Genomic DNA, 18221 nt, shown 5'->3' with positions numbered 1-18221 from the left:
ATGACCGACAACACTGTGTGCCGCCGCCTCACCGGCCGTACCGCCGTCATCACCGGCGCCGGCAGCGGCATCGGCCTCGCCACCGCGCGCCGCCTCGCCTCCGAGGGTGCCAACGTCGTCTGCGGCGACATCGACGAGACCGCCGGCAAGGCCGCGGCCGACGAGGTCGGCGGCACGTTCGTGCGCGTCGACGTCACCGACGCCGAACAGGTCGAAGCGCTGTTCAAGACCGCGTACGACACCTACGGCAGCGTCGACATCGCCTTCAACAACGCCGGCATCTCGCCCCCCGACGACGACTCCATCCTCACCACCGGCCTGGACGCCTGGAAGCGGGTCCAGGAGGTCAACCTCACCTCCGTCTACCTGTGCTGCAAGGCCGCCATCCCCTACATGCAGCGCCAGGGCAAGGGCTCGATCATCAACACGGCCTCCTTCGTGGCCATCATGGGCGCGGCCACCAGCCAGATCTCGTACACCGCCTCCAAGGGCGGCGTCCTCGCCATGTCCCGCGAACTGGGCGTGCAGTTCGCCCGCGAGGGCATCCGCGTCAACGCCCTGTGCCCCGGCCCGGTGAACACCCCGCTCCTCCAGGAGCTGTTCGCCAAGGACCCCGAGCGCGCCGCCCGCCGCCTCGTCCACATCCCGGCCGGCCGCTTCGCCGAGGCCGAAGAGATCGCGGCGGCCGTCGCGTTCCTCGCCAGCGACGACTCGTCGTTCGTCAACGCCACCGACTTCCTCGTCGACGGCGGCATCTCCGGCGCGTACGTCACCCCGCTGTAGGCCCCACGGCCACCCCGACGGCCGGCCGTTTCCGCGCCGAGACGGAGCGCGCCGGCCGACGGGCGCACCCCGAGCTACCCCTGCCCGGCCCACCGGGCCATCAGCTCCGTCCGGTTGGCACAGTCCAGCTTGGTGAGGATGCTGCGGACATGGCTCTCCACCGTCCGTTCGGAGATGAACAGGTCGCCGGCGATCTGACGGTTGGTGCGGGCCCGCGCGAGGAACGCGGCGACCTCCCGCTCACGTGGGGTGAGCGGGTCGTCGCCCTCCCTCAGGGCGGTGATCTCACCGATGAGCCGTACGGCCGTGGCGGCCGGACCCGGCTGGCCGAGCCGGTCGGCGATGGCCAACGCCTCACCGGCGAGCTCGGCCGCCTCCACCAGGGCTCCCCGGTCGCGCCGGAGGGCGGCCAGATCCAGGCAGGTCAGCGCCACGTACGGCTCCGCACCGAGTGCCCGGTTGCGCACCAGAGCCTCGCGGAGCAGCCCCTCGGCCTCCGCCGGGCGGCCCGCGGTCCGCGCGAGGCGGCCGAGGTCGCGGCTGACGGTGCCCGTGAAGTACGCCGTGGGCGTGCCGAGCGCTCCCGGATACGCCCGGAACAGGGCGAGCCGTTCGAACGCCGACCGCGCGGTCTCGGCATCGCCGACCAGCTCGATCACCTCGGTCAGGTGCAGCAGTACCGCGGGCCACGTCGGGTCGGCCATCGGCACCGGCAGCAGCGGGCGCAGCCGGGCGTAGGCCTCCCGCGCCTCGTCCAGCCGCCCGCTGAGGAACATCGCCCGCGCCCGCACGGACAGGATCAGCGGCCGTCCCGCCGCCCGGTCGAGGTCACGCCACATCGACTCCGGCAGGTCCGAGGCGTCGCCGCGTACCAGCGCCAGCTGCTGGCGCAGCACGAGGTCCATGGCCATCGCGGTGTGGTCCCCGCCGGCCAGCGCGAGTTCGGCGGCGTCCTCGTTGCAGGCGCGGGCGGCGGCGAACCGTCCCTCCAGTACGGCCCGGGCGGCGCTGACACGCAGCAGGTGCCAGCGGGTCAGGGGCAACGCGGAACGGGCCGCGACCGCCTCGATGCCGCGGATCGCGTCGTCCACCAGGTCCAGCCGGCCCAGAAGATACCCGGCCTGGACGCGCCACTCGTGGCCCAGCACCGCGGCGAGCGGATCGCCGAGCTGCTCGGCCCGGTTCACGGCCAGCTCGCCCAGGCGGAGGCGTTCGGCCGTGTCGTCCGGATGGGCCAGTGTCATCTGCAGTGCCCGCGCCGCGTCCAGTTCGGCCCTCGGATCAGCGGTCGCCCCGGCCAGGTCGAGAGCCGCACGCGCGTGCCCGGCCGCGGCGTCGTGCCGGCCGAGATCGGCCGACACGGTGGCGAGCTGGGCCAGCAGCCGGGCGCGTGTCGCGCCCGGCAGGCCGTCGACGGCCAGCGCCCTCCCGCACAGCGCGGCGACAGCCTGTGAGGCCTTCGGGAAGGTGACCCCCTGCAACACCAGAGCGGCCTGCGCGACCAACGCCGACTGGTCGTCCGCCGCCGCGTCCGCCGCCTCGGCGCAGTGACGCAGCCCGGCGTCGTAGCGCCCGGCGAGGTACTCGGCACGGGCCAGCTCGATCAGCGCCGGCGCACGCTGCGGGTCCCCCGCCCCCAGTACGGCGGCGGCGTCCGCCAAGTGCCGGGCGGCGTCGGCGTAGGCGTGCCGCCGACGAGCCCGGTCCGCGGCGATACGGGACCAGTGCGCGGCGGCGGCACGATGCTCCGGCTCCTTTCCGGCGTTCCGCCAATGCGCCGCGATGCGGGCCGCCTCGACGGGGTCCTGGAGCTGCTCCAGTGCCCGCGCGGCGGCTCGGTGCAGGGCGCGGGCGGTGGCAGGGGGGATGCGGCCGAGCACCTCGTCGCGCACGAGATCGTGGGAGAAGCGGTACGTGCGCCCGGCACCGGTGGCCGGTGCCGCCGTGAGGACACCGGCGTGCCAGGCCGCCGCCAGCGCCTGAGCGACGACCGTTTCCCCCGATTCGGGCAGGACGGCGGTCAGCCGGCCGGCGTCGAGCCGTTCACCGAGCACGGCCGCGGCACGCACCACGGCCCGCTGCTCGGCGGTCAGTCCGGCCAACAGTCCGCTGACGATGGTGCCGAGGTCGCCCGCGTGCCTGCGCAGTGCCGACACGAGCAGCGGCAACCCACCCGTACGCCGGTACGACTCCGCCGCGTCCGGCTCGCCGAGGCACTGCGCGACCTCCGCACGCGTGAACGGTGCCGGCCGCAGCACGTCGCCCCCGTAGCGGCACACGTCCGCCAGTGCCGCGGCGGTCTCCTCCGGGGCCGGCTCCCGGAAGGTGCCCAGTACCAGCAGTCCGCAGTCGGCGACCTCGCCGGTCACGTGCCGCAGCAGGTCGAGCGTGGCGGTGTCCGCCCAGTGCAGATCCTCCAGGACGACCACCAGAGCCTGCCCGGCGGCAGCCGCGACCAGCGCCTCACTCGCCCGGGCCAGTTCCAGGAACCGCGCCGCCGCGGCGGCGGCGGGCTCCGTCCCACTCCACGGCGGCTGCCCCGTCGCACGCCCCTGGCCGTCCGGCGCCGCAGCGGCCCCCTCCTCGTGCATCGAGGAGGTGACCCCGGCACGGCGCAGCGCGCGCCGCCAGGGCCACAGCGGGGGCGCCACCGCGTCCCTGGGGCAATGGCCGCGTACGACGAGGACGTTCACACGGTCGGCGTGGCGGCGCAGCGCCTCGGCCGCCAGGGTGCTCTTGCCGATGCCCGCCGGGCCCGCGATCAGCACCACCGATCCGGTGCCGCGCGTCGCCGCCTCGATCCGCCGGCCGAGGAACGTCAGCTCGGCCGCCCGCCCGACGAAGTCGCTTCGCATGCCGGGAGTATCTCGCGCACGCGACAGGAACAAGGGCAACTCCGCGATTGCGTACCGCGGTTCAGTGGCAGCACTGATGTCCCGGACCGTCCGCGCGGGCCACGGTGTCGGTATGCACCGCACCACCGGTCAGACCGAAAGGAAACCCCTGATGAGCGCTGCTGTCCGACAGGCCACGTACGTCCTTGACACCGCCGCCTCCGTCCTCCTCGCCATGGTCCTGTTCCACGCTCCCTCCGGAGACGCCGCGAACTCCGCCACGGTCGTCACTTCCGGGTACTCCACGACCGGGAGGACGACGATCATCTGCCCCGCCGGGTGGGAGGGCGACGTGCGGCAGCCGGACGGACTCGGGGGCAGCGGCACCCTCCACGTGGTGTGCGCCCCCTGACGCGACCGGACCACCCACACGGGGCTCCGGGCACGACCCCTAAGGTGACCGCATGAGCATGACGACCCCGGCCGGCTGGTACCCGGATCCAGGCAACCCCGCCGTCGAACACTGGTGGGACGGCACCGCCTGGACCGGACACACCCGTGCCGCCGGCACCGGCGCCCCCACCACCGTCATGGCCACCGCGCGCCCTGCGCGACGGAACGGCCGCCTCATCGCCGTCACCGCCGCGGCCGTCGCGGCGGTGGTGGCGGTGGTCGCCACGGCGGCGGTCGTCCTCGGATCCGACGAGGAGCCGCCCGTGGACGCCCGGAACAGCCCCGCGCCGCCGCCGACCGGTTCCGCACCCGCTCCCGCGCCCACCACGGCCCCGCCCACCGGGGACCCCACCGTCGTCGTCGACCAGCTCAACGGCATCACCCTGCCCATCCTCGACGGCTGGGAGGAGCCGGAGTTCGACTCGGACGACGTGCCGACCGTGTCGACGGTCGCCGCCGACCCGTGCCCCGCCCTCGGCAGCCGCTCCTGCAGGCGCGGCTCGGTCTCCTCGCGCACCGCCACGGCCACCGGCACCGCCGACCCGGCGGCCATCGCCAAGGAGGACATCGCCAAGGCCGCCGAGCGCGCGTTCGGCGAGGACTCCCTCGGTGCCCGGCCCCACGGCGGCATCCGCTCCCACAAGGTGCTCGCCGAGCGGCCCGCCGTCGTCGCCGGACGCACCGGCCACCTGGTCCGCTGGCGGGTCACCACCAACCAGGGCCCCGGCGGCTACGTCCAGTCCCTGGTCTTCCCCTCGTCCCTCGGCAGCGAGTCGCCCGTCATCGTCCGGTTCGCCTTCTCCGCGGGCCCGGGCGCCCCGCCGCTGACCACCATGGACGAGATCACGCGGGGCATCCGGCCGATCGGCAGCTCCACCGGAGGCGGCGTCGGCAGCACCATCGGGCCCTGACGTCCTACAGGAACGTCCGGCCCTCGCCCCGGTACGTCGGTACGGCAGCCGTGACCCGGTCCCCCGCGATCAGGTGCAGGGTGTCGAACCGCTCGCACAACTCGCCCGCCTTCGCGTGCCGGAACCACACCTTGTCGCCGATCAGCAGATCGTCGGCGGGGGAGCCCAGCAGCGGGGTCTGCACCTCGCCCGCGCCCTCCTGCGGGTCGTAGCGCAGCCCCTCCGGCAGGTACGGGACCGGCAGGCGGTCCGCTCCCGCGGCGCCCGACGCGGGGTAGCCGCCGCCCAGCACGGTCACCACACCGAGGCCCGGCCGGCGCACCACGGGCTGCGCGAACAGCGCCGCCGGACGGCCCGCGAACGACGTGTAGTTGTCGAACAACCGCGGCACGTACAGCCCCGACCCGGCCGCGATCTCGGTCACCGCGTCCTCGGCGGCGGTGTGCTGGACGCTCCCCGTCCCGCCCCCGTTGACGAACTCCAGGTCCGGCACCACCGCCCGTACCGCCGCCACCACGGCCGCCCGGCGCGCCGCCAGCTCCCTCCGGGCCGCCGCCTGCATCAGCCGCACGGCACGCGACCGCACCGGCCGCCCCGCGATCGCGTCGCCCACCCCGGCGACATGGCCCTCGTACGCCATCAGCCCCACGACCCGGAACCCCGGACGGCGCTCGACCGACCGCGCCAGCTCCGCCACCTCGGCCGGCGTACGCAGCGGCGAACGGCGCGCCCCGATCCGTACCCGTCCGCCCAGCAGACGCAGCGACGTGTCCAGCTCCAGGCAGACGCGCACCTCCTCGGTACCGCCGTCACGCGACCGGTCGATCAGCTCCAGCTGGGACGGGTCGTCCACCATCACCGTCACCGCGCCCGCGAGCTTGGCGTCCCGCGCCAGCTCCGAGAAACCGGCGCGGTCGACCGACGGATACGCCAGCAGTACGTCGTCGAACCCGGCGCGCGCCAGCCACAGCGACTCGTCGAGCGTGAACGACATGATGCCCGCGAACCCGTCCCGGGCCAGCACCCGCTCCAGCAGCGCCCGGCAGCGCACGGACTTGCTCGCCACCCGTACCGGCTTGCCCCCGGCCCGGCGCACGAGATCGTCGGCGTTCGCGTCGAAGGCCTCCAGATCGACGACGGCGACGGGCGCGTCGAGATGGGCGGTGGCCCGGTCGTACCGGGCTCGGTCAGCGGCACGAGGAGTCATGGCCAGAGCCTGCCAGAACCACCTACCCGGGGGTAGGGGGATGTTCCGGTCAGATCCGCCCCGACCTGCGGCCTCGTTCCCGTCCGGGTGGCCACAGCCCGTAGAGTTACCCACGCGCTGACGAACGGGCCTGCCCCGCAAGGCGATCCGGACGACACCAGGGGGGCGGATGAGCACCGAGGCACGACACCCGTCCTCCCGCACCCCGCCACGCCCGTCGATACCCCCGACCCCCGGCGCCCGCCCGTCTTCGGCACCGGCCACGCCCCCGGCGCCCAGCCCCGCCCCCGCCGCGGCTCCCGCGTCCGCCCCGGCTTCCGGCGTCCACCCGGCCCCGGCGCCCAGCACCGCCCAGGTCGCACCGGACACGGTTCCGGCTGCGGCTCCCGCTTCCGGCGCGGCTCCTCGGGGCACCGCCCCGGACACGGCTCAAAGGCCCGGCACCGCACACGCCCCAGCGCCCAGCACCGCCCCAGCGCCCAGCACCGCCTCGGCGCCCAGCACCGCCCCGGTCACGGCTCCGGCCCCCGGCGCCGCCCCCGCCACGGCTCCCACGTCCGCCCCGGCTTCCGGCGCCCGCCCGGCCTCGGCACCAGCCCCGGCGCCCAGCACCGCCGCCACGCCCCCGGCACCCACCACCGCCCCAGTCGTCCCCGCCCCGGTCGCACCGGACACGGCCCCGGCTGCGGCTCCCGGCGCTACGCCCGCCCCGGCTCCCACGTCCGCTCCCGCCCCCGCTTCCGCCCCGGCTTCCCGGGGCGCCGCCCCCGCCACGGCTCAAGGGCCCGGCACCGCGCAGGCCCCGGCCCGCGGTGTACCTGACGCCCGCGGTGGCCGCGCCGGGGAGGCGCCCGTGGAGAGCACGGCCCGGCTGCGACCGGTCCGCGAGGCGGCGACCGCCCCGCCGGCACCGCCGTCCCCGTGGGCGACGCCCGCAGCCACACCGCCCGCGCCCGCCATGCCCCCCGCACCACCCGCGCCCACCCGGCGGCGGCCCGTGGGTGCCGTCGACCTGACCCCCCGGCCCGGGGCCGCCGCCCCGCACACCGCCGCCCCGCACACCGCCGCCCCGCACACCGCCGTGCCTCACTGGATGCCCCCCGAGACGCCCGTCGAGACCACCACCCGCCTCCGTCCCGTCCGCAGCCGCCACCCGGCACGCGCGGCGGCGGCCGTCGCCTGCCTCGTGCTCGGGCTCGGGCTCACCGGAGGGGCCGCCGCCGGGGCCTGGCTCGTGGGCGACTCGGCCGCTCAGACGTCGGACGGGTTCACCGAGGCCCGGACCCTGTGGCACAGCGTCCCCGTCGACACGCTCTTCCCCCGCACCTTGGACGGCGAGGGCGCCGGACCGGGCCGCGCCGACCGGACCTGGACGCGCGTCGCCGTCGCGCCCGACGGCCCGTGCGCCGGCGCCCTGGACCCGCTGCTGGTGAGGACCCTGCAACCGGTCGGTTGCGAGCGCGTGCTGCGCGCCACGTACACCGACGCGACGTCCACCAGCGTCACCACCGTCGGCATGGTGTTCACGGACGCCGACCGACCGGGCATGACCGCGCTGCGCGAGCGCTTCGCGGACGAGAGCCTCGACGAACGCACCGATCTGCTGCCCCGCACCCTCGCCGCCCCCGGCACCGTCGCCGCCGGCTTCGGCGACGCGCAGCGGGCGAGCTGGCGCGTGAGCGTCCTCACCGACGTACCCGTCCTCGTCTACGCCGTGTCGGGCTTCGCCGACGGCCGTACCGTCGACGACCCGCAGCCCGCCGCCGAGGCGATGGCCGAGGGCCAGACGAGCACGCCCGCCCAGGCGGGGCTCGGCCACGAGGCCGACGGCATCGCCGACCGGATCGAGCGCCGCCTCCGCACGACGGCGACAGCCGGAAAGGCCACGCAGGAGCCCCGATGACGAACCGCCGCCGCACCGCCCTCACCGCCGTCCTCGCCGCCACCGCGTTCGCCGTGCTCCCCGCCGCCCCGGCCCACGCCGACGGCATCCGCGCCCAGCAGTGGGGCCTCGAAGCCATGCACACCGAAGAGGCCTGGCGCACCACCAAGGGGAAGGGCGTCACGGTCGCCGTCCTCGACACCGGAGTCGACGACACCCACCCCGACCTCGCGGGCAACGTCCTGCCCGGCAAGGACCTCATCGGCTTCGGAGCCAAGCGCGGCGACCGCGCCTGGGCCCGCCACGGCACGTCCATGGCCGGGATCATCGCCGGCCACGGCCACGGTTCCGGCCGTGAGGACGGCGTCCTGGGCATCGCCCCCGAGGCGAAGATCCTCCCCGTCCGCGTCATCCTCGAAGGCGGCGACCCGGCCCGTACCAAGGCCCGCAACACCCGCGGCACCGCCCTCGCGCAGGGCATCCGCTGGGCCGTCGACCAGGGCGCCGACGTCATCAACCTGTCCCTCGGCGACGACAGCGAGTCCGCCCACCCCGACGCGGGCGAGGACGCCGCCGTCCAGTACGCCCTGTCCAAGGGCGCCGTCGTCGTCGCCTCGGCCGGCAACGGCGGCGACAAGGGAGACCACATCTCCTACCCGGCCGCCTACCCCGGCGTCATCGCGGTCACCGCCGTCGACCGGTATGGCACCCACGCCGCGTTCTCCACCAGCCGCTGGTACGCCACCGTCAGCGCGCCCGGCGTCGACATCGTGATCGCCGACCCGGACCGGAAGTACTACGAAGGCTGGGGCACCAGCGCGGCGTCGGCGTTCGTCTCCGGCGCCGTCGCCCTCGTCAAGGCCGACCACCCCGGCCTGACCCCCGCCCAGATCAAGAAGCTGCTCACCGACACCGCCCGCGACCGGCCCAAGGGCGGCGGCCACGACATCGACAAGGGGTACGGGACGGTCGACCCGGCCGCCGCGATCGAGGCGGGCGACAGGCTCCGCCCCGTCGACCTCAAGGCCGCGACCACCGGTTACGGCAAGCGGTACTTCGGTGGCGGGCCGGCGGCCGAGCCCGCGGAGGACGAGGGTGCCGGCCTGCTCGCCCCGGTCACCGGCGCCATCGGCGTGCTCCTGCTGGCCGCCGCGGTCGTGCTGTGGCGCGGGGGCCGCGCCACCGGGCGCTGACCGGCGCCGTTAGGCTCGTCGCGTGGCGCTCAAGAACATCCCTGATCCCGGTTTCTCCGACGACGACGGCACCGCCGACCCGAGGCTCTCCGAGGCACTCGCGGCCTGGGCCGAGGACCGGGCCGCCGAGCCGCGGGTCCTCGCGGCACTCAAGGGCGCCCGCCTCCTCGTCCCGGTCGTCGCCGTCCTCGGCGAGGTCGAGGAGGACGAGGAGACCGGGCTGCGCCGCGAGAAGACCAGCGACATGGCCGTGCCGACGCTGACCGCCGGCGACCGGCGCGCGCTGCCCGCGTTCACGTCCCTCGCGTCCCTGGCGCGCTGGGACCCGGCCGCCCGCCCCGTCGCCGTACCGCTGCACCAGGCGCTCCAGGCCGCCGCCCACGAGAAGGCCGACACGCTCGTGCTGGACCTCGCCGGTCCCGTGCCGTACCAGCTCACCGGCCCGGCGCTGCTCGCCCTCGCCGAGGGCCGCACCTCCACCGACCCGCTCGCCGACCCCGCCGTCACGGAGGCGGTACGCACCGTGGTCGCGGCCGAGCCGGCGGTGCTCCGCGCCCACCTCGGCCCCGGTACGGCGGACGGCACGCTCGCCCTGGTCCTCGCCCCGGACGTGCCCCCCGCCGAGGCGGCCCAGCGTGTCGCCCGCGCCCTGGCGGCCGACGAAACACTGAGGGCCCGCCTGGTGCGGGGCCTCGACCTGGCACTCCTGCCGGCCACGGCCACGCCCCCGGGCGAGCCCTTCTACGTACGGGCCTGACTCAGCCGTACACCGCTCCGGTGTACTTCTCGCCCGGGCCCTGGCCCGGCTCGTCGGGGACGAGGGACGCTTCGCGGAACGCGAGCTGGAGCGACTTCAGGCCGTCCCGCAGCGGGGCCGCGTGGAACGAGCTGATCTCCGTCACGCCCGCGTCCAGCAGTCCGGCCAGCGCGTGGATCAGCTTGCGGGCCTCGTCGAGGTCCTTGTACTGGTCGCCCTCCTCGGTGAGCCCGAGCTTGACGGCGGCGGCGCTCATCAGGTTGACGGCGACCGTCACGATCACCTCGACCGCGGGGACCTCCGCGATGTCGCGGGTCATGGTCTCGAAGTCGGTGGTCTGGTCGGCGGAGGCGTTGCTCGGCGTGGCGTCACTCATGACGCCCACGATAGGCGCCCTCTCCCGGTTCGCCGCACCCGGCCGGAGCTGGTAACCTGGTGTGACGACCGGCTGGACACGACTCGTGCTCCGGCCCACAAGTGGAGGCTCCGATCTCCCACCTGGCCGTCCTCCGGGACGGCGGGTCACCGGTCAGGTGGCGACCATCGTTCCGTACGGACGATGGTGCCGCCCGATGTGCGCCCCGCGGTACGCCGTGGCGGTGCTCCGGTAACACGAGGAGCCCCGCCTGTGTCCCGTCCGGGGCATTTTTCATGCACCGGCGCGGTTGGTCTTACGAAACAGACGTTACGCGTCCGTCCGCCAGGCGGTCGCGTGGTGCTACCGAGGAGGATCCATCAGCGCCGAGCCCCGCATCAACGACCGGATTCGCGTTCCCGAGGTGCGACTTGTCGGTCCCAGCGGCGAGCAGGTCGGGATTGTCCCGCTTGCCAAGGCCCTGGAGCTTGCGCAGGAGTACGACCTCGATCTCGTCGAGGTCGCGGCGAACGCCCGTCCGCCGGTCTGCAAGCTCATGGACTACGGGAAGTTCAAGTACGAGTCGGCCATGAAGGCCCGTGAGGCGCGCAAGAACCAGGCGCACACGGTCATCAAGGAGATGAAGCTCCGGCCGAAGATCGACCCGCACGACTATGACACCAAGAAGGGTCACGTCGTCCGGTTCCTCAAGCAGGGCGACAAGGTCAAGATCACGATCATGTTCCGTGGTCGCGAGCAGTCCCGGCCGGAGCTCGGCTACCGGCTGCTGCAGCGGCTCGCGGAGGACGTCCAGGACCTCGGTTTCGTCGAGTCGAACCCGAAGCAGGACGGCCGGAACATGATCATGGTTCTCGGACCGCACAAGAAGAAGACCGAGGCAATGGCCGAGGCCCGTGAGGCACAGGCCGCCCGCAAGGCGGAGCGCCAGGGCCAGCCCGCCCAGGCGGACGAGGCCGTCCACGCGGACGAGCCCGCCGACGAGGCTGCCGAGGCCTGATTCCCGGGCGACCGCCCAGGATTCAACCGACACATCTGACGCTCCCGCGCGCCGGTCCCCGGACCGGCTGGGAGCGCCACTGACGAGGAGAGAACGGCGCTATGCCGAAGAACAAGACGCACTCCGGTGCCAAGAAGCGCTTCAAGGTCACCGGCTCCGGCAAGATCCTGCGCGAGCGCGCCGGCAAGCGCCACCTGCTCGAGCACAAGTCGTCCAAGCTGACGCGTCGCCTCACCGGCAACGCCGAGATGGCCCCGGGTGACAGCGCCAAGATCAAGAAGATGCTGGGCATCTGATTGACCTCCGCCCCCGGTCGACGGGGGCAGCCCGACACCGGGACCCATATCGTTTCCGGGTCGTGTGAGTCCAACCACGACCCCGCTACAAGGAGTTAACAAGTGGCACGCGTCAAGCGGGCAGTCAACGCCCACAAGAAGCGCCGGGCGATCCTCGAGCAGGCCAGCGGCTACCGCGGTCAGCGTTCGCGCCTGTACCGCAAGGCCAAGGAGCAGGTCACCCACTCGCTGGTCTACAACTACAACGACCGCAAGAAGCGCAAGGGCGACTTCCGTCAGCTGTGGATCCAGCGCATCAACGCCGCTGCCCGCGCCAACGGCATGACGTACAACCGCCTCATCCAGGGTCTGAAGGCCGCCAACATCGAGGTGGACCGCAAGATCCTGGCCGAGCTCGCGGTCAACGACGCGGGCGCGTTCGCCGCGCTCGTCGAGGTCGCCCAGAAGGCGCTCCCGAGCGACGTCAACGCCCCGAAGGCCGCTGCCTGATCCTCCAGGCCGCAGTTCTTCCCTCCGGACCCGCAGGCCCCGAGCCTGCGGGTCCGGTCTGTTCCGCACCCACCACGAGAGAGCCGCCGACCACCATGGGCACCCCTGAGCTGATCTCCCCCCGTTCCCCGCGCGTCATCGCGGCGCGGCGGCTCGCCAAGCGCAACTTCAGGGGCAAGGAGCGCCGGTTCATCGCGGAGGGTCCCCAGGCCGTGCGCGAGGCCGTCGCCCACCGCAGCGGCGGCGAGCCGACCCTGGTGGAGCTGTTCACCACCGTCGAGGCCGCCGAGCGGTACGCCGACATCATCGAGGCCGCCCGCGCCACCGGCGCCCGGGTCCACCACGCCTCCGACGCCGTGCTCGCCGAGGTGTCCCAGACCGTCACACCGCAGGGGCTGCTCGGCGTGTGCCGGTTCCTCGACTCGCCGTTCGCGGAGATCCTCGACAGCCGCCCCAAGCTGGTCGCCGTCCTCGCCCACGTACGCGACCCCGGCAACGCCGGGACCGTGCTGCGGTGCGCCGACGCGGCAGGCGCCGACGCGGTGGTCCTCACGGACGCCTCCGTCGACCTGTACAACCCCAAGGCCGTGCGTGCCTCCGTCGGCTCGGTCTTCCACCTCCCGGTCGCCGTCGGCGTCCCGGTCGACCAGGCGGTCGCCGGGCTGAAGGGCGCGGGCCTGCGGGTCCTCGCCGCCGACGGGGCGGGGGAGGACGACCTGGACGCCGAGCTGGACGCGGGCACCATGGGCGGGCCCACCGCCTGGATCTTCGGCAACGAGGCCTGGGGCCTGCCCGAGGAGACCCGCGCCCTCGCGGACGCCGTGGTGCGGGTGCCGATCCACGGCAAGGCCGAGAGCCTGAACCTGGCGACCGCCGCCGCCGTATGTCTCTACGGCTCCGCGCGTGCGCAGCGTGCTGCCGGAGGGTGCCGCTCCGTCACCTCCAGCTAGTAGGGTGACGGGCTCGGGGGCCCACTGCGTGACACGGAGGGGTGGGAGACGGGGATGACGGTCGGCACCAGCAGGCCCGCGGCGCGGAAGAGCGCCTTAGCGGGCGCGTCCGCCGGTCCCGGTGCGCCCGGGTCCGGGGCGCCGGGGATGATCGACCCCGACGACCTCCCCGACGGGCTCGTCGTCGCCGACGAGGACGGCAGGGTGGTGTGCTTCAACGCCGCCGCCGTACGCCTCACCGCCGTGGCCCGGGCCGAGGCGCTCGGACAGCCCCTGGAGCAGGCGCTGCCGCTGGAAGACCTCAAGGGCCGTCGCTGGTGGGCGCTGACCGACCCGTACGGCGGCCTCGCCATCCGTGTCGGGCAGCCCGAGCGCAACCTGCTGCTGCCGGGCAACCGGGAGATCCTCGTCGCCGCCCGCTATGTGCGCGAGGAGCCCCTCGGGCCCGTACGGAAGGTCGTGGTCACGTTGCGCGGCACGGAGGCCCGGCGCCGTACCGAGCGCAGCCACGCCGAGCTGATCGCCACCGTCGCGCACGAGCTGCGCTCGCCGCTCACCTCCGTCAAGGGCTTCACGGCGACCCTGCTCGCCAAGTGGGAGCGGTTCACCGACGACCAGAAGCGGCTGATGCTGGAGACCGTCGACGCCGACGCCAACCGGGTCACCCGGCTGATCGCCGAGCTCCTCGACATCTCCCGAATAGACTCCGGCCGCCTGGAGGTGCGCCGCCAGCCGGTGGACATCGCCGCCGCCGTGGGCCGCCACATCCAGGCGCACACCGCCCGCGGACAGTCGCCGGACCGGTTCTTCGTCCGCGTACGCCGCCCCCTGCCCGATCTGTGGGCAGACCCGGACAAAATTGACCAGGTTCTCGGCAACCTGCTCGAAAATGCCGTGCGCCACGGTGAGGGAACCGTCACCATCGAGGTGGCCCCCACCGGCCCCACCGACGACGAGAAGGGAACGGCGGTCACCGTGAGCGACGAAGGCCCCGGCATCCCCGAGGAGTCGATGGGCCGTGTCTTCACCCGCTTCTGGCGGGGGAGCAAGCGCGGCGGGACCGGCCTCGGCCTGTACATCGTCAAGGGCATCGTCGAGGCCCACGGCGGGACGATCAGCGTCGGCCGCGGACCCGCCGGCGGGGCCCAGTTCCGATTTACGCTGCCCGTGGGCGCCCCGGCCTATCTGACGTGACAGACGCCGGGTCCGTGTCCACGGGCTGATCCGCGGCTCATCCGCCTGCCCACACCCCGTTAGACTCGTCCTTTGGCACCTTTGCGTCCTCGGTCGTCGAGCGGGGGCCCCAGCCAGCCCATCGGAAGTACGGGAAGAGATGTCGGCACCGAACAAGTCGTACGACCCAGTCGAGGTCGAGGCACTGAAACCGGAAGAGATCGAGCGCATGCGGGACGAGGCGCTCGCCGCCTTCGCCGCCGCCGGTGACCTCGACGCGCTCCACGAGGCCAAGGTCGCGCAGACCGGCCCCACCTCGCCGCTCGCCCTCGCCAACCGGGAGATCGGCGCCCTGCCGCCGCACGCCAAGGCCGAGGCCGGCAAGCGTGTGGGCCAGGCCCGCGGTGCCGTGAACAAGGCACTGGCCGCCCGCCAGGCCGAGCTGGAGGCGGAGCGCGACGCGCGTGTGCTGGTCGAGGAGGCGGTGGACGTCACCCTGCCGCACGACCGCACCCCGGCCGGCGCCCGCCACCCGCTGACCACCCTCATGGAGCGCGTCGCGGACGTCTTCGTCTCCATGGGCTACGAGGTGGCCGAAGGCCCCGAGGTCGAGGCGGAGTGGTTCAACTTCGACGCCCTGAACTTCGTCCCCGACCACCCGGCGCGCCAGATGCAGGACACCTTCTTCGTCGAGGGCCCGGAGGGCACCTCCGGCGACGAGTCCGGCATCGTGCTGCGCACCCACACCTCCCCGGTGCAGGCCCGCACGCTCATCGACCGCGAGCCCCCCGTGTACGTCGTGTGCCCCGGCCGCGTCTACCGCACCGACGAGCTCGACGCCACGCACACCCCGGTCTTCCACCAGATCGAGCTGCTCGCCGTCGACGAGGGCCTGACCATGGCGGACCTCAAGGGCACGCTGGACCACATGGTCCAGGCGCTCTTCGGCTCGGACATGAAGACCCGGCTCCGCCCGAACTTCTTCCCGTTCACCGAGCCGTCCGCCGAGATGGACATGCTCTGCTACGTCTGCCGCGGCGAGTCCGTCGGCAACGCCGACCGTCCCTGCCGCACCTGCGGCAGCGAGGGCTGGATCGAGCTGGGCGGCTGCGGCATGGTCAACCCCAAGGTGCTCATCGCCTGTGGCGTGGACCCCGAGAAGTACAGCGGATTCGCCTTCGGGTTCGGCATCGAGCGGATGCTGATGTTCCGCCACAACGTCGAAGACATGCGAGACATGGTCGAGGGTGACGTCCGGTTCACCCGGCCGTTCGGGATGGAGATCTGATGCGGGTCCCGCTTTCGTGGCTGCGGGAGTACGTCGACCTGCCGGCGACGGAGACCGGCCGTGACGTACAGGCCAAGCTGGTGTCGGCCGGGCTGGAGGTCGAGACCGTCGAGCAGCTCGGCGCCGGCCTGACGGGCCCGCTGGTGGTGGGCAGGGTCCTCACCATCGAGGAGCTCACCGAGTTCAAGAAGCCGATCCGCTTCTGCACCGTCGACGTCGGCCAGGCCAACGGCACCGGCGAGCCGCAGGAGATCATCTGCGGCGCCCGGAACTTCGCCGAGGGCGACAAGGTCGTCGTGGCCCTCCCCGGCGCCGTCCTCCCCGGCGACTTCCGGATCGCCGAACGCAAGACGTACGGCAAGGTCTCGCGCGGCATGATCTGCTCCGGCGACGAGCTGGGCATGGGCGACGACGGCACGCACGGCATCATCGTGCTGCCGCCGGAGTACGAGGTCGGCATCGACGCCACCGAGCTGCTGGAGCTGTACGACGAGGTCCTCGACATCGCCGTCACGCCCGACCGCGGCTACTGCCTGTCGATGCGCGGCGTCGCCCGCGAGGTCGCCATCGCCTACGGGCTGCCGCTGCGCGACCCGGCGCTCCTGGACGTGCCCGCGCCCAACTCGTACGGCTACCCGGTCACCGTCTCCGAGCCGGTCGGCTGCGACCGCTTCACCGCGCGCACCGTGGTCGGCCTCGACCCCGAGGCCCACTCGCCGATCTGGCTGAAGCGCCGCCTCCAGAAGGCCGGCATGCGCCCGATCTCGCTGGCCGTCGACATCACCAACTACGTGATGCTGGAGCTCGGCCAGCCGCTGCACGCCTACGACCGCTCCCGGCTCGACGGCCCCATCGGGGTCCGCCGCGCCGAAGCGGGCGAGAAGATCACCACCCTCGACGGCACGGTCCGCGTCCTCGACGCCGCCGACCTGCTCATCACCGACAACCGCGGCCCCATCGGCATCGCGGGCGTCATGGGCGGCGCCAACACCGAGATCGCCGACGCGGAGACCGACCCCGAGACGGGCGAGGTGCGCGGCACGACCGAGGTGGTCATCGAGGCCGCGCACTTCGACGCGATCTCCATCGCCCGCACCGCGCGCCGCCACAAGCTGTCCTCCGAGGCGTCCAAGCGCTTCGAGCGCGGTGTCGACCCGCAGGCCGCCGCCGCTGCCGCGCAGCGCACCGTCGACCTGCTGGTCCTCCTCGCGGGCGGCACCGCCGAGGCCGGCGTCACCGAGGTCGTCGCGCCGTCCGCGCCGCGCACGGTCACGATGCGCGCCGACCACCCGGACCGCGTCGCGGGCGTGACGTACGGCCGGGAGACCGTCGTACGCCGCCTCCAGGAGATCGGCTGCGACGTGTACGGGCAGGACGAGCTGGTCGTCACCGTCCCGTCCTGGCGGCCCGACCTGAACGAGCCGAACGACCTTGCCGAAGAGGTCATCCGGCTGGAGGGGTACGAGAACCTCCCCTCCACGCTCCCCAAGCCCCCGGCCGGCCGCGGGCTCACCGAGCGCCAGCGGACCCACCGCCGCGTGGGCCGCGCCCTGGCGGGTGCCGGATACGTCGAGGCCCTGAACTACCCGTTCATCGGCGAGCAGGTCCTCGACCAGCTCGACATCCCGGCGGACGACGCCTGCCGCCAGGTCGTCAAGCTCGTCAACCCGCTCTCCGACGAGGAGCCCGCGCTCCGCACGGCGCTGCTGCCGGGCCTGCTCGGCGCGCTGCGCCGCAACGACGGCCGCGGCAGCCACGACCTGGCGCTCTTCGAGACCGGCCTGGTCTTCCGGGCCGCCGGGGAGCCGGGCGTCGCGGTGCGGCTGCCCGTCGACCGGCGCCCGACCGACGAGGAGATCGCCGGCGTCAACGCCGTCCTGCCCGAGCAGCCCCGGCACGCCGCCGTGGTCCTCGCGGGGGCGCACGAGCAGGCCGGCTGGTGGGGCAAGGGCCGCCCGTCCGACTGGGCCGACGCCGTCGAGGCCGCCCGGACCGTCGCCCGCGAGGCCGGCGCCGAGCTGATCGTGCGCCAGGGCCAGTACGGCCCGTGGCACCCGGGCCGCTGCGCGGAACTGGCCGTCGTGGTGGACGGTGAGGAGCAGGTCGTCGGGTACGCCGGTGAGCTGCACCCGCGCGTCGTCAAGGCGCTGCACCTGCCCGACCGTACGTGCGCGATGGAGCTGAACCTCGACACCGTCGAGCGGGCCTCGGCCGGTGCCGTGCGCGCGCCGCGGATCTCGTCGTTCCCGGTCGCCACGCAGGACGTCGCCCTGGTCGTGGACCGGCAGGTGCCGTCCGCCGAGGTGGGGAAGGCGCTGCGCGAGGGCGCGGGCGAACTGCTGGAGTCCATCCGGCTGTTCGACGTCTTCGAGGGCGAGCAGATCGGTGAGGGCAAGAAGTCCCTGGCGTACGCGCTGCGCTTCCGCGCCGCCGACCGCACGCTGACCGTCGAGGAGGCCTCGGCCGCCCGTGACGCCGCGGTGGCGCTGGCCGCCGAGCGGACGGGCGCGGTGCTGCGCGGCGCCTGACCGATCCGCAGCGGGACGAGGGGCATGGCCGGAACACCGGTCGTGCCCCTCACTCGTTCGAGTGGGAAGTCTGGTGGACTTTCCCCCTGGCCATGGACGATCGA

At 74.0% G+C, this 18221-nt stretch carries 17 protein-coding genes; 13 read left to right on the top strand and 4 right to left on the bottom strand.

Annotated features, from left to right (window positions below; translation table 11 throughout):
- Entirely contained in the window at positions 1-783 is a 783-nt protein-coding gene (locus ACZ6C1_RS24385) for a 3-oxoacyl-ACP reductase (protein WP_469243245.1), read from the top strand.
- 74 nt (positions 784-857) lie between these two features.
- Here ACZ6C1_RS24385 and ACZ6C1_RS24380 read toward each other — a convergent pair whose 3' ends face one another.
- Positions 858-3638, bottom strand: a complete 2781-nt coding sequence (locus tag ACZ6C1_RS24380; RefSeq protein WP_469243244.1) for a helix-turn-helix transcriptional regulator — start codon at positions 3636-3638, stop codon at positions 858-860.
- A 151-nt stretch (positions 3639-3789) separates the two neighbouring features.
- On the opposite strand from ACZ6C1_RS24380, the gene ACZ6C1_RS24375 reads away from it, so the two are divergent.
- Together ACZ6C1_RS24375 and ACZ6C1_RS24370 are read left to right on the top strand one after the other, a co-directional pair.
- Entirely contained in the window at positions 3790-4029 is a 240-nt protein-coding gene (locus ACZ6C1_RS24375; protein WP_469243243.1) for a hypothetical protein, read from the top strand.
- A 52-nt stretch (positions 4030-4081) separates the two neighbouring features.
- The gene (locus tag ACZ6C1_RS24370; protein ID WP_469243242.1) at positions 4082-4981 is read left to right on the top strand and encodes a DUF2510 domain-containing protein; all 900 of its coding nucleotides are present in this window, start codon (positions 4082-4084) and stop codon (positions 4979-4981) included.
- 4 nt (positions 4982-4985) lie between these two features.
- On the opposite strand, the gene ACZ6C1_RS24365 is transcribed toward ACZ6C1_RS24370, so the two are convergent.
- Both ACZ6C1_RS24365 and ACZ6C1_RS24360 read right to left on the bottom strand, forming a co-directional pair.
- Complete coding sequence (locus ACZ6C1_RS24365; protein ID WP_469243241.1) at positions 4986-6188, bottom strand: amino acid deaminase/aldolase; 1203 nt, start codon at positions 6186-6188, stop codon at positions 4986-4988.
- A gap of 429 nt (positions 6189-6617) precedes the next feature.
- Positions 6618-6863, bottom strand: a complete 246-nt coding sequence (locus tag ACZ6C1_RS24360) for a hypothetical protein (protein ID WP_469243240.1) — start codon at positions 6861-6863, stop codon at positions 6618-6620.
- 178 nt (positions 6864-7041) lie between these two features.
- Here ACZ6C1_RS24360 and ACZ6C1_RS24355 point away from each other — a divergent pair, with 178 nt between their 5' ends.
- The 3 genes from ACZ6C1_RS24355 to ACZ6C1_RS24345 are packed head-to-tail and all read left to right on the top strand — an operon-like array spanning position 7042 to position 10020.
- Complete coding sequence (locus ACZ6C1_RS24355; RefSeq protein WP_469243239.1) at positions 7042-8091, top strand: hypothetical protein; 1050 nt, start codon at positions 7042-7044, stop codon at positions 8089-8091.
- Positions 8088-9263 carry a type VII secretion-associated serine protease mycosin gene (gene mycP / locus ACZ6C1_RS24350; protein ID WP_469243238.1) on the top strand — a complete coding sequence of 392 codons (1176 nt, stop codon included), beginning with the start codon at positions 8088-8090 and terminating at the stop codon, positions 9261-9263. Before ACZ6C1_RS24355 ends, mycP begins: the two co-directional genes overlap by 4 nt.
- A gap of 22 nt (positions 9264-9285) precedes the next feature.
- Positions 9286-10020, top strand: coding sequence for an SseB family protein (locus tag ACZ6C1_RS24345; protein ID WP_469243237.1), 735 nt, complete (start codon positions 9286-9288; stop codon positions 10018-10020).
- A 1-nt stretch (position 10021) separates the two neighbouring features.
- Here the strand turns inward: ACZ6C1_RS24345 and ACZ6C1_RS24340 are convergent, their stop codons facing one another.
- Positions 10022-10396: a DUF1844 domain-containing protein gene (locus ACZ6C1_RS24340; protein WP_469243236.1), complete on the bottom strand. Its 375-nt coding sequence runs from the start codon at positions 10394-10396 to the stop codon at positions 10022-10024.
- A gap of 289 nt (positions 10397-10685) precedes the next feature.
- Here ACZ6C1_RS24340 and infC point away from each other — a divergent pair, with 289 nt between their 5' ends.
- The 7 genes from infC (at position 10686) to pheT (ending at position 18117) form a co-directional block, all read left to right on the top strand.
- A complete protein-coding gene (infC, locus tag ACZ6C1_RS24335) occupies positions 10686-11393 on the top strand; it encodes a translation initiation factor IF-3 (RefSeq protein WP_126885076.1) in 708 nt (235 codons plus the stop codon).
- A 101-nt stretch (positions 11394-11494) separates the two neighbouring features.
- Positions 11495-11689 carry a 50S ribosomal protein L35 gene (gene rpmI, locus ACZ6C1_RS24330; protein ID WP_041128339.1) on the top strand — a complete coding sequence of 65 codons (195 nt, stop codon included), beginning with the start codon at positions 11495-11497 and terminating at the stop codon, positions 11687-11689.
- 102 nt (positions 11690-11791) lie between these two features.
- Positions 11792-12178: a 50S ribosomal protein L20 gene (rplT, locus tag ACZ6C1_RS24325; RefSeq protein ID WP_073758255.1), complete on the top strand. Its 387-nt coding sequence runs from the start codon at positions 11792-11794 to the stop codon at positions 12176-12178.
- A 95-nt stretch (positions 12179-12273) separates the two neighbouring features.
- Entirely contained in the window at positions 12274-13128 is an 855-nt protein-coding gene (locus ACZ6C1_RS24320) for a TrmH family RNA methyltransferase (protein ID WP_469243235.1), read from the top strand.
- 54 nt (positions 13129-13182) lie between these two features.
- Positions 13183-14322, top strand: a complete 1140-nt coding sequence (locus ACZ6C1_RS24315) for a sensor histidine kinase (protein WP_469243234.1) — start codon at positions 13183-13185, stop codon at positions 14320-14322.
- A gap of 139 nt (positions 14323-14461) precedes the next feature.
- Positions 14462-15589 (top strand): phenylalanine--tRNA ligase subunit alpha, encoded by a 1128-nt coding sequence (gene pheS / locus ACZ6C1_RS24310; protein WP_469243233.1) that lies wholly within the window; start codon positions 14462-14464, stop codon positions 15587-15589.
- Positions 15589-18117 (top strand): phenylalanine--tRNA ligase subunit beta, encoded by a 2529-nt coding sequence (gene pheT, locus ACZ6C1_RS24305; RefSeq protein WP_469243232.1) that lies wholly within the window; start codon positions 15589-15591, stop codon positions 18115-18117. Before pheS ends, pheT begins: the two co-directional genes overlap by 1 nt.
- The last annotated feature ends 104 nt before the right edge of the window (positions 18118-18221 follow it).

It is taken from the genome of Streptomyces sp. NPDC041796 (assembly GCF_055590785.1).
This window is presented reverse-complemented; position numbering and strand designations above follow the sequence as displayed.

Bases quoted from the DNA above. Each gene is read 5' to 3' on its own strand.
- ACZ6C1_RS24385 (WP_469243245.1), top strand. From the start codon at position 1: ATGACCGACAACACTGTGTGCCGCCGCCTCACCGGCCGTACCGCCGTC.
- ACZ6C1_RS24380 (WP_469243244.1), bottom strand. From the start codon at position 3,638: ATGCGAAGCGACTTCGTCGGGCGGGCGGCCGAGCTGACGTTCCTCGGC.
- ACZ6C1_RS24375 (WP_469243243.1), top strand. From the start codon at position 3,790: ATGAGCGCTGCTGTCCGACAGGCCACGTACGTCCTTGACACCGCCGCC.
- ACZ6C1_RS24370 (WP_469243242.1), top strand. From the start codon at position 4,082: ATGAGCATGACGACCCCGGCCGGCTGGTACCCGGATCCAGGCAACCCC.
- ACZ6C1_RS24365 (WP_469243241.1), bottom strand. From the start codon at position 6,188: ATGACTCCTCGTGCCGCTGACCGAGCCCGGTACGACCGGGCCACCGCC.
- mycP (WP_469243238.1), top strand. From the start codon at position 8,088: ATGACGAACCGCCGCCGCACCGCCCTCACCGCCGTCCTCGCCGCCACC.
- ACZ6C1_RS24340 (WP_469243236.1), bottom strand. From the start codon at position 10,396: ATGAGTGACGCCACGCCGAGCAACGCCTCCGCCGACCAGACCACCGAC.
- rpmI (WP_041128339.1), top strand. From the start codon at position 11,495: ATGCCGAAGAACAAGACGCACTCCGGTGCCAAGAAGCGCTTCAAGGTC.
- ACZ6C1_RS24320 (WP_469243235.1), top strand. From the start codon at position 12,274: ATGGGCACCCCTGAGCTGATCTCCCCCCGTTCCCCGCGCGTCATCGCG.
- ACZ6C1_RS24315 (WP_469243234.1), top strand. From the start codon at position 13,183: ATGACGGTCGGCACCAGCAGGCCCGCGGCGCGGAAGAGCGCCTTAGCG.
- pheS (WP_469243233.1), top strand. From the start codon at position 14,462: ATGTCGGCACCGAACAAGTCGTACGACCCAGTCGAGGTCGAGGCACTG.
- pheT (WP_469243232.1), top strand. From the start codon at position 15,589: ATGCGGGTCCCGCTTTCGTGGCTGCGGGAGTACGTCGACCTGCCGGCG.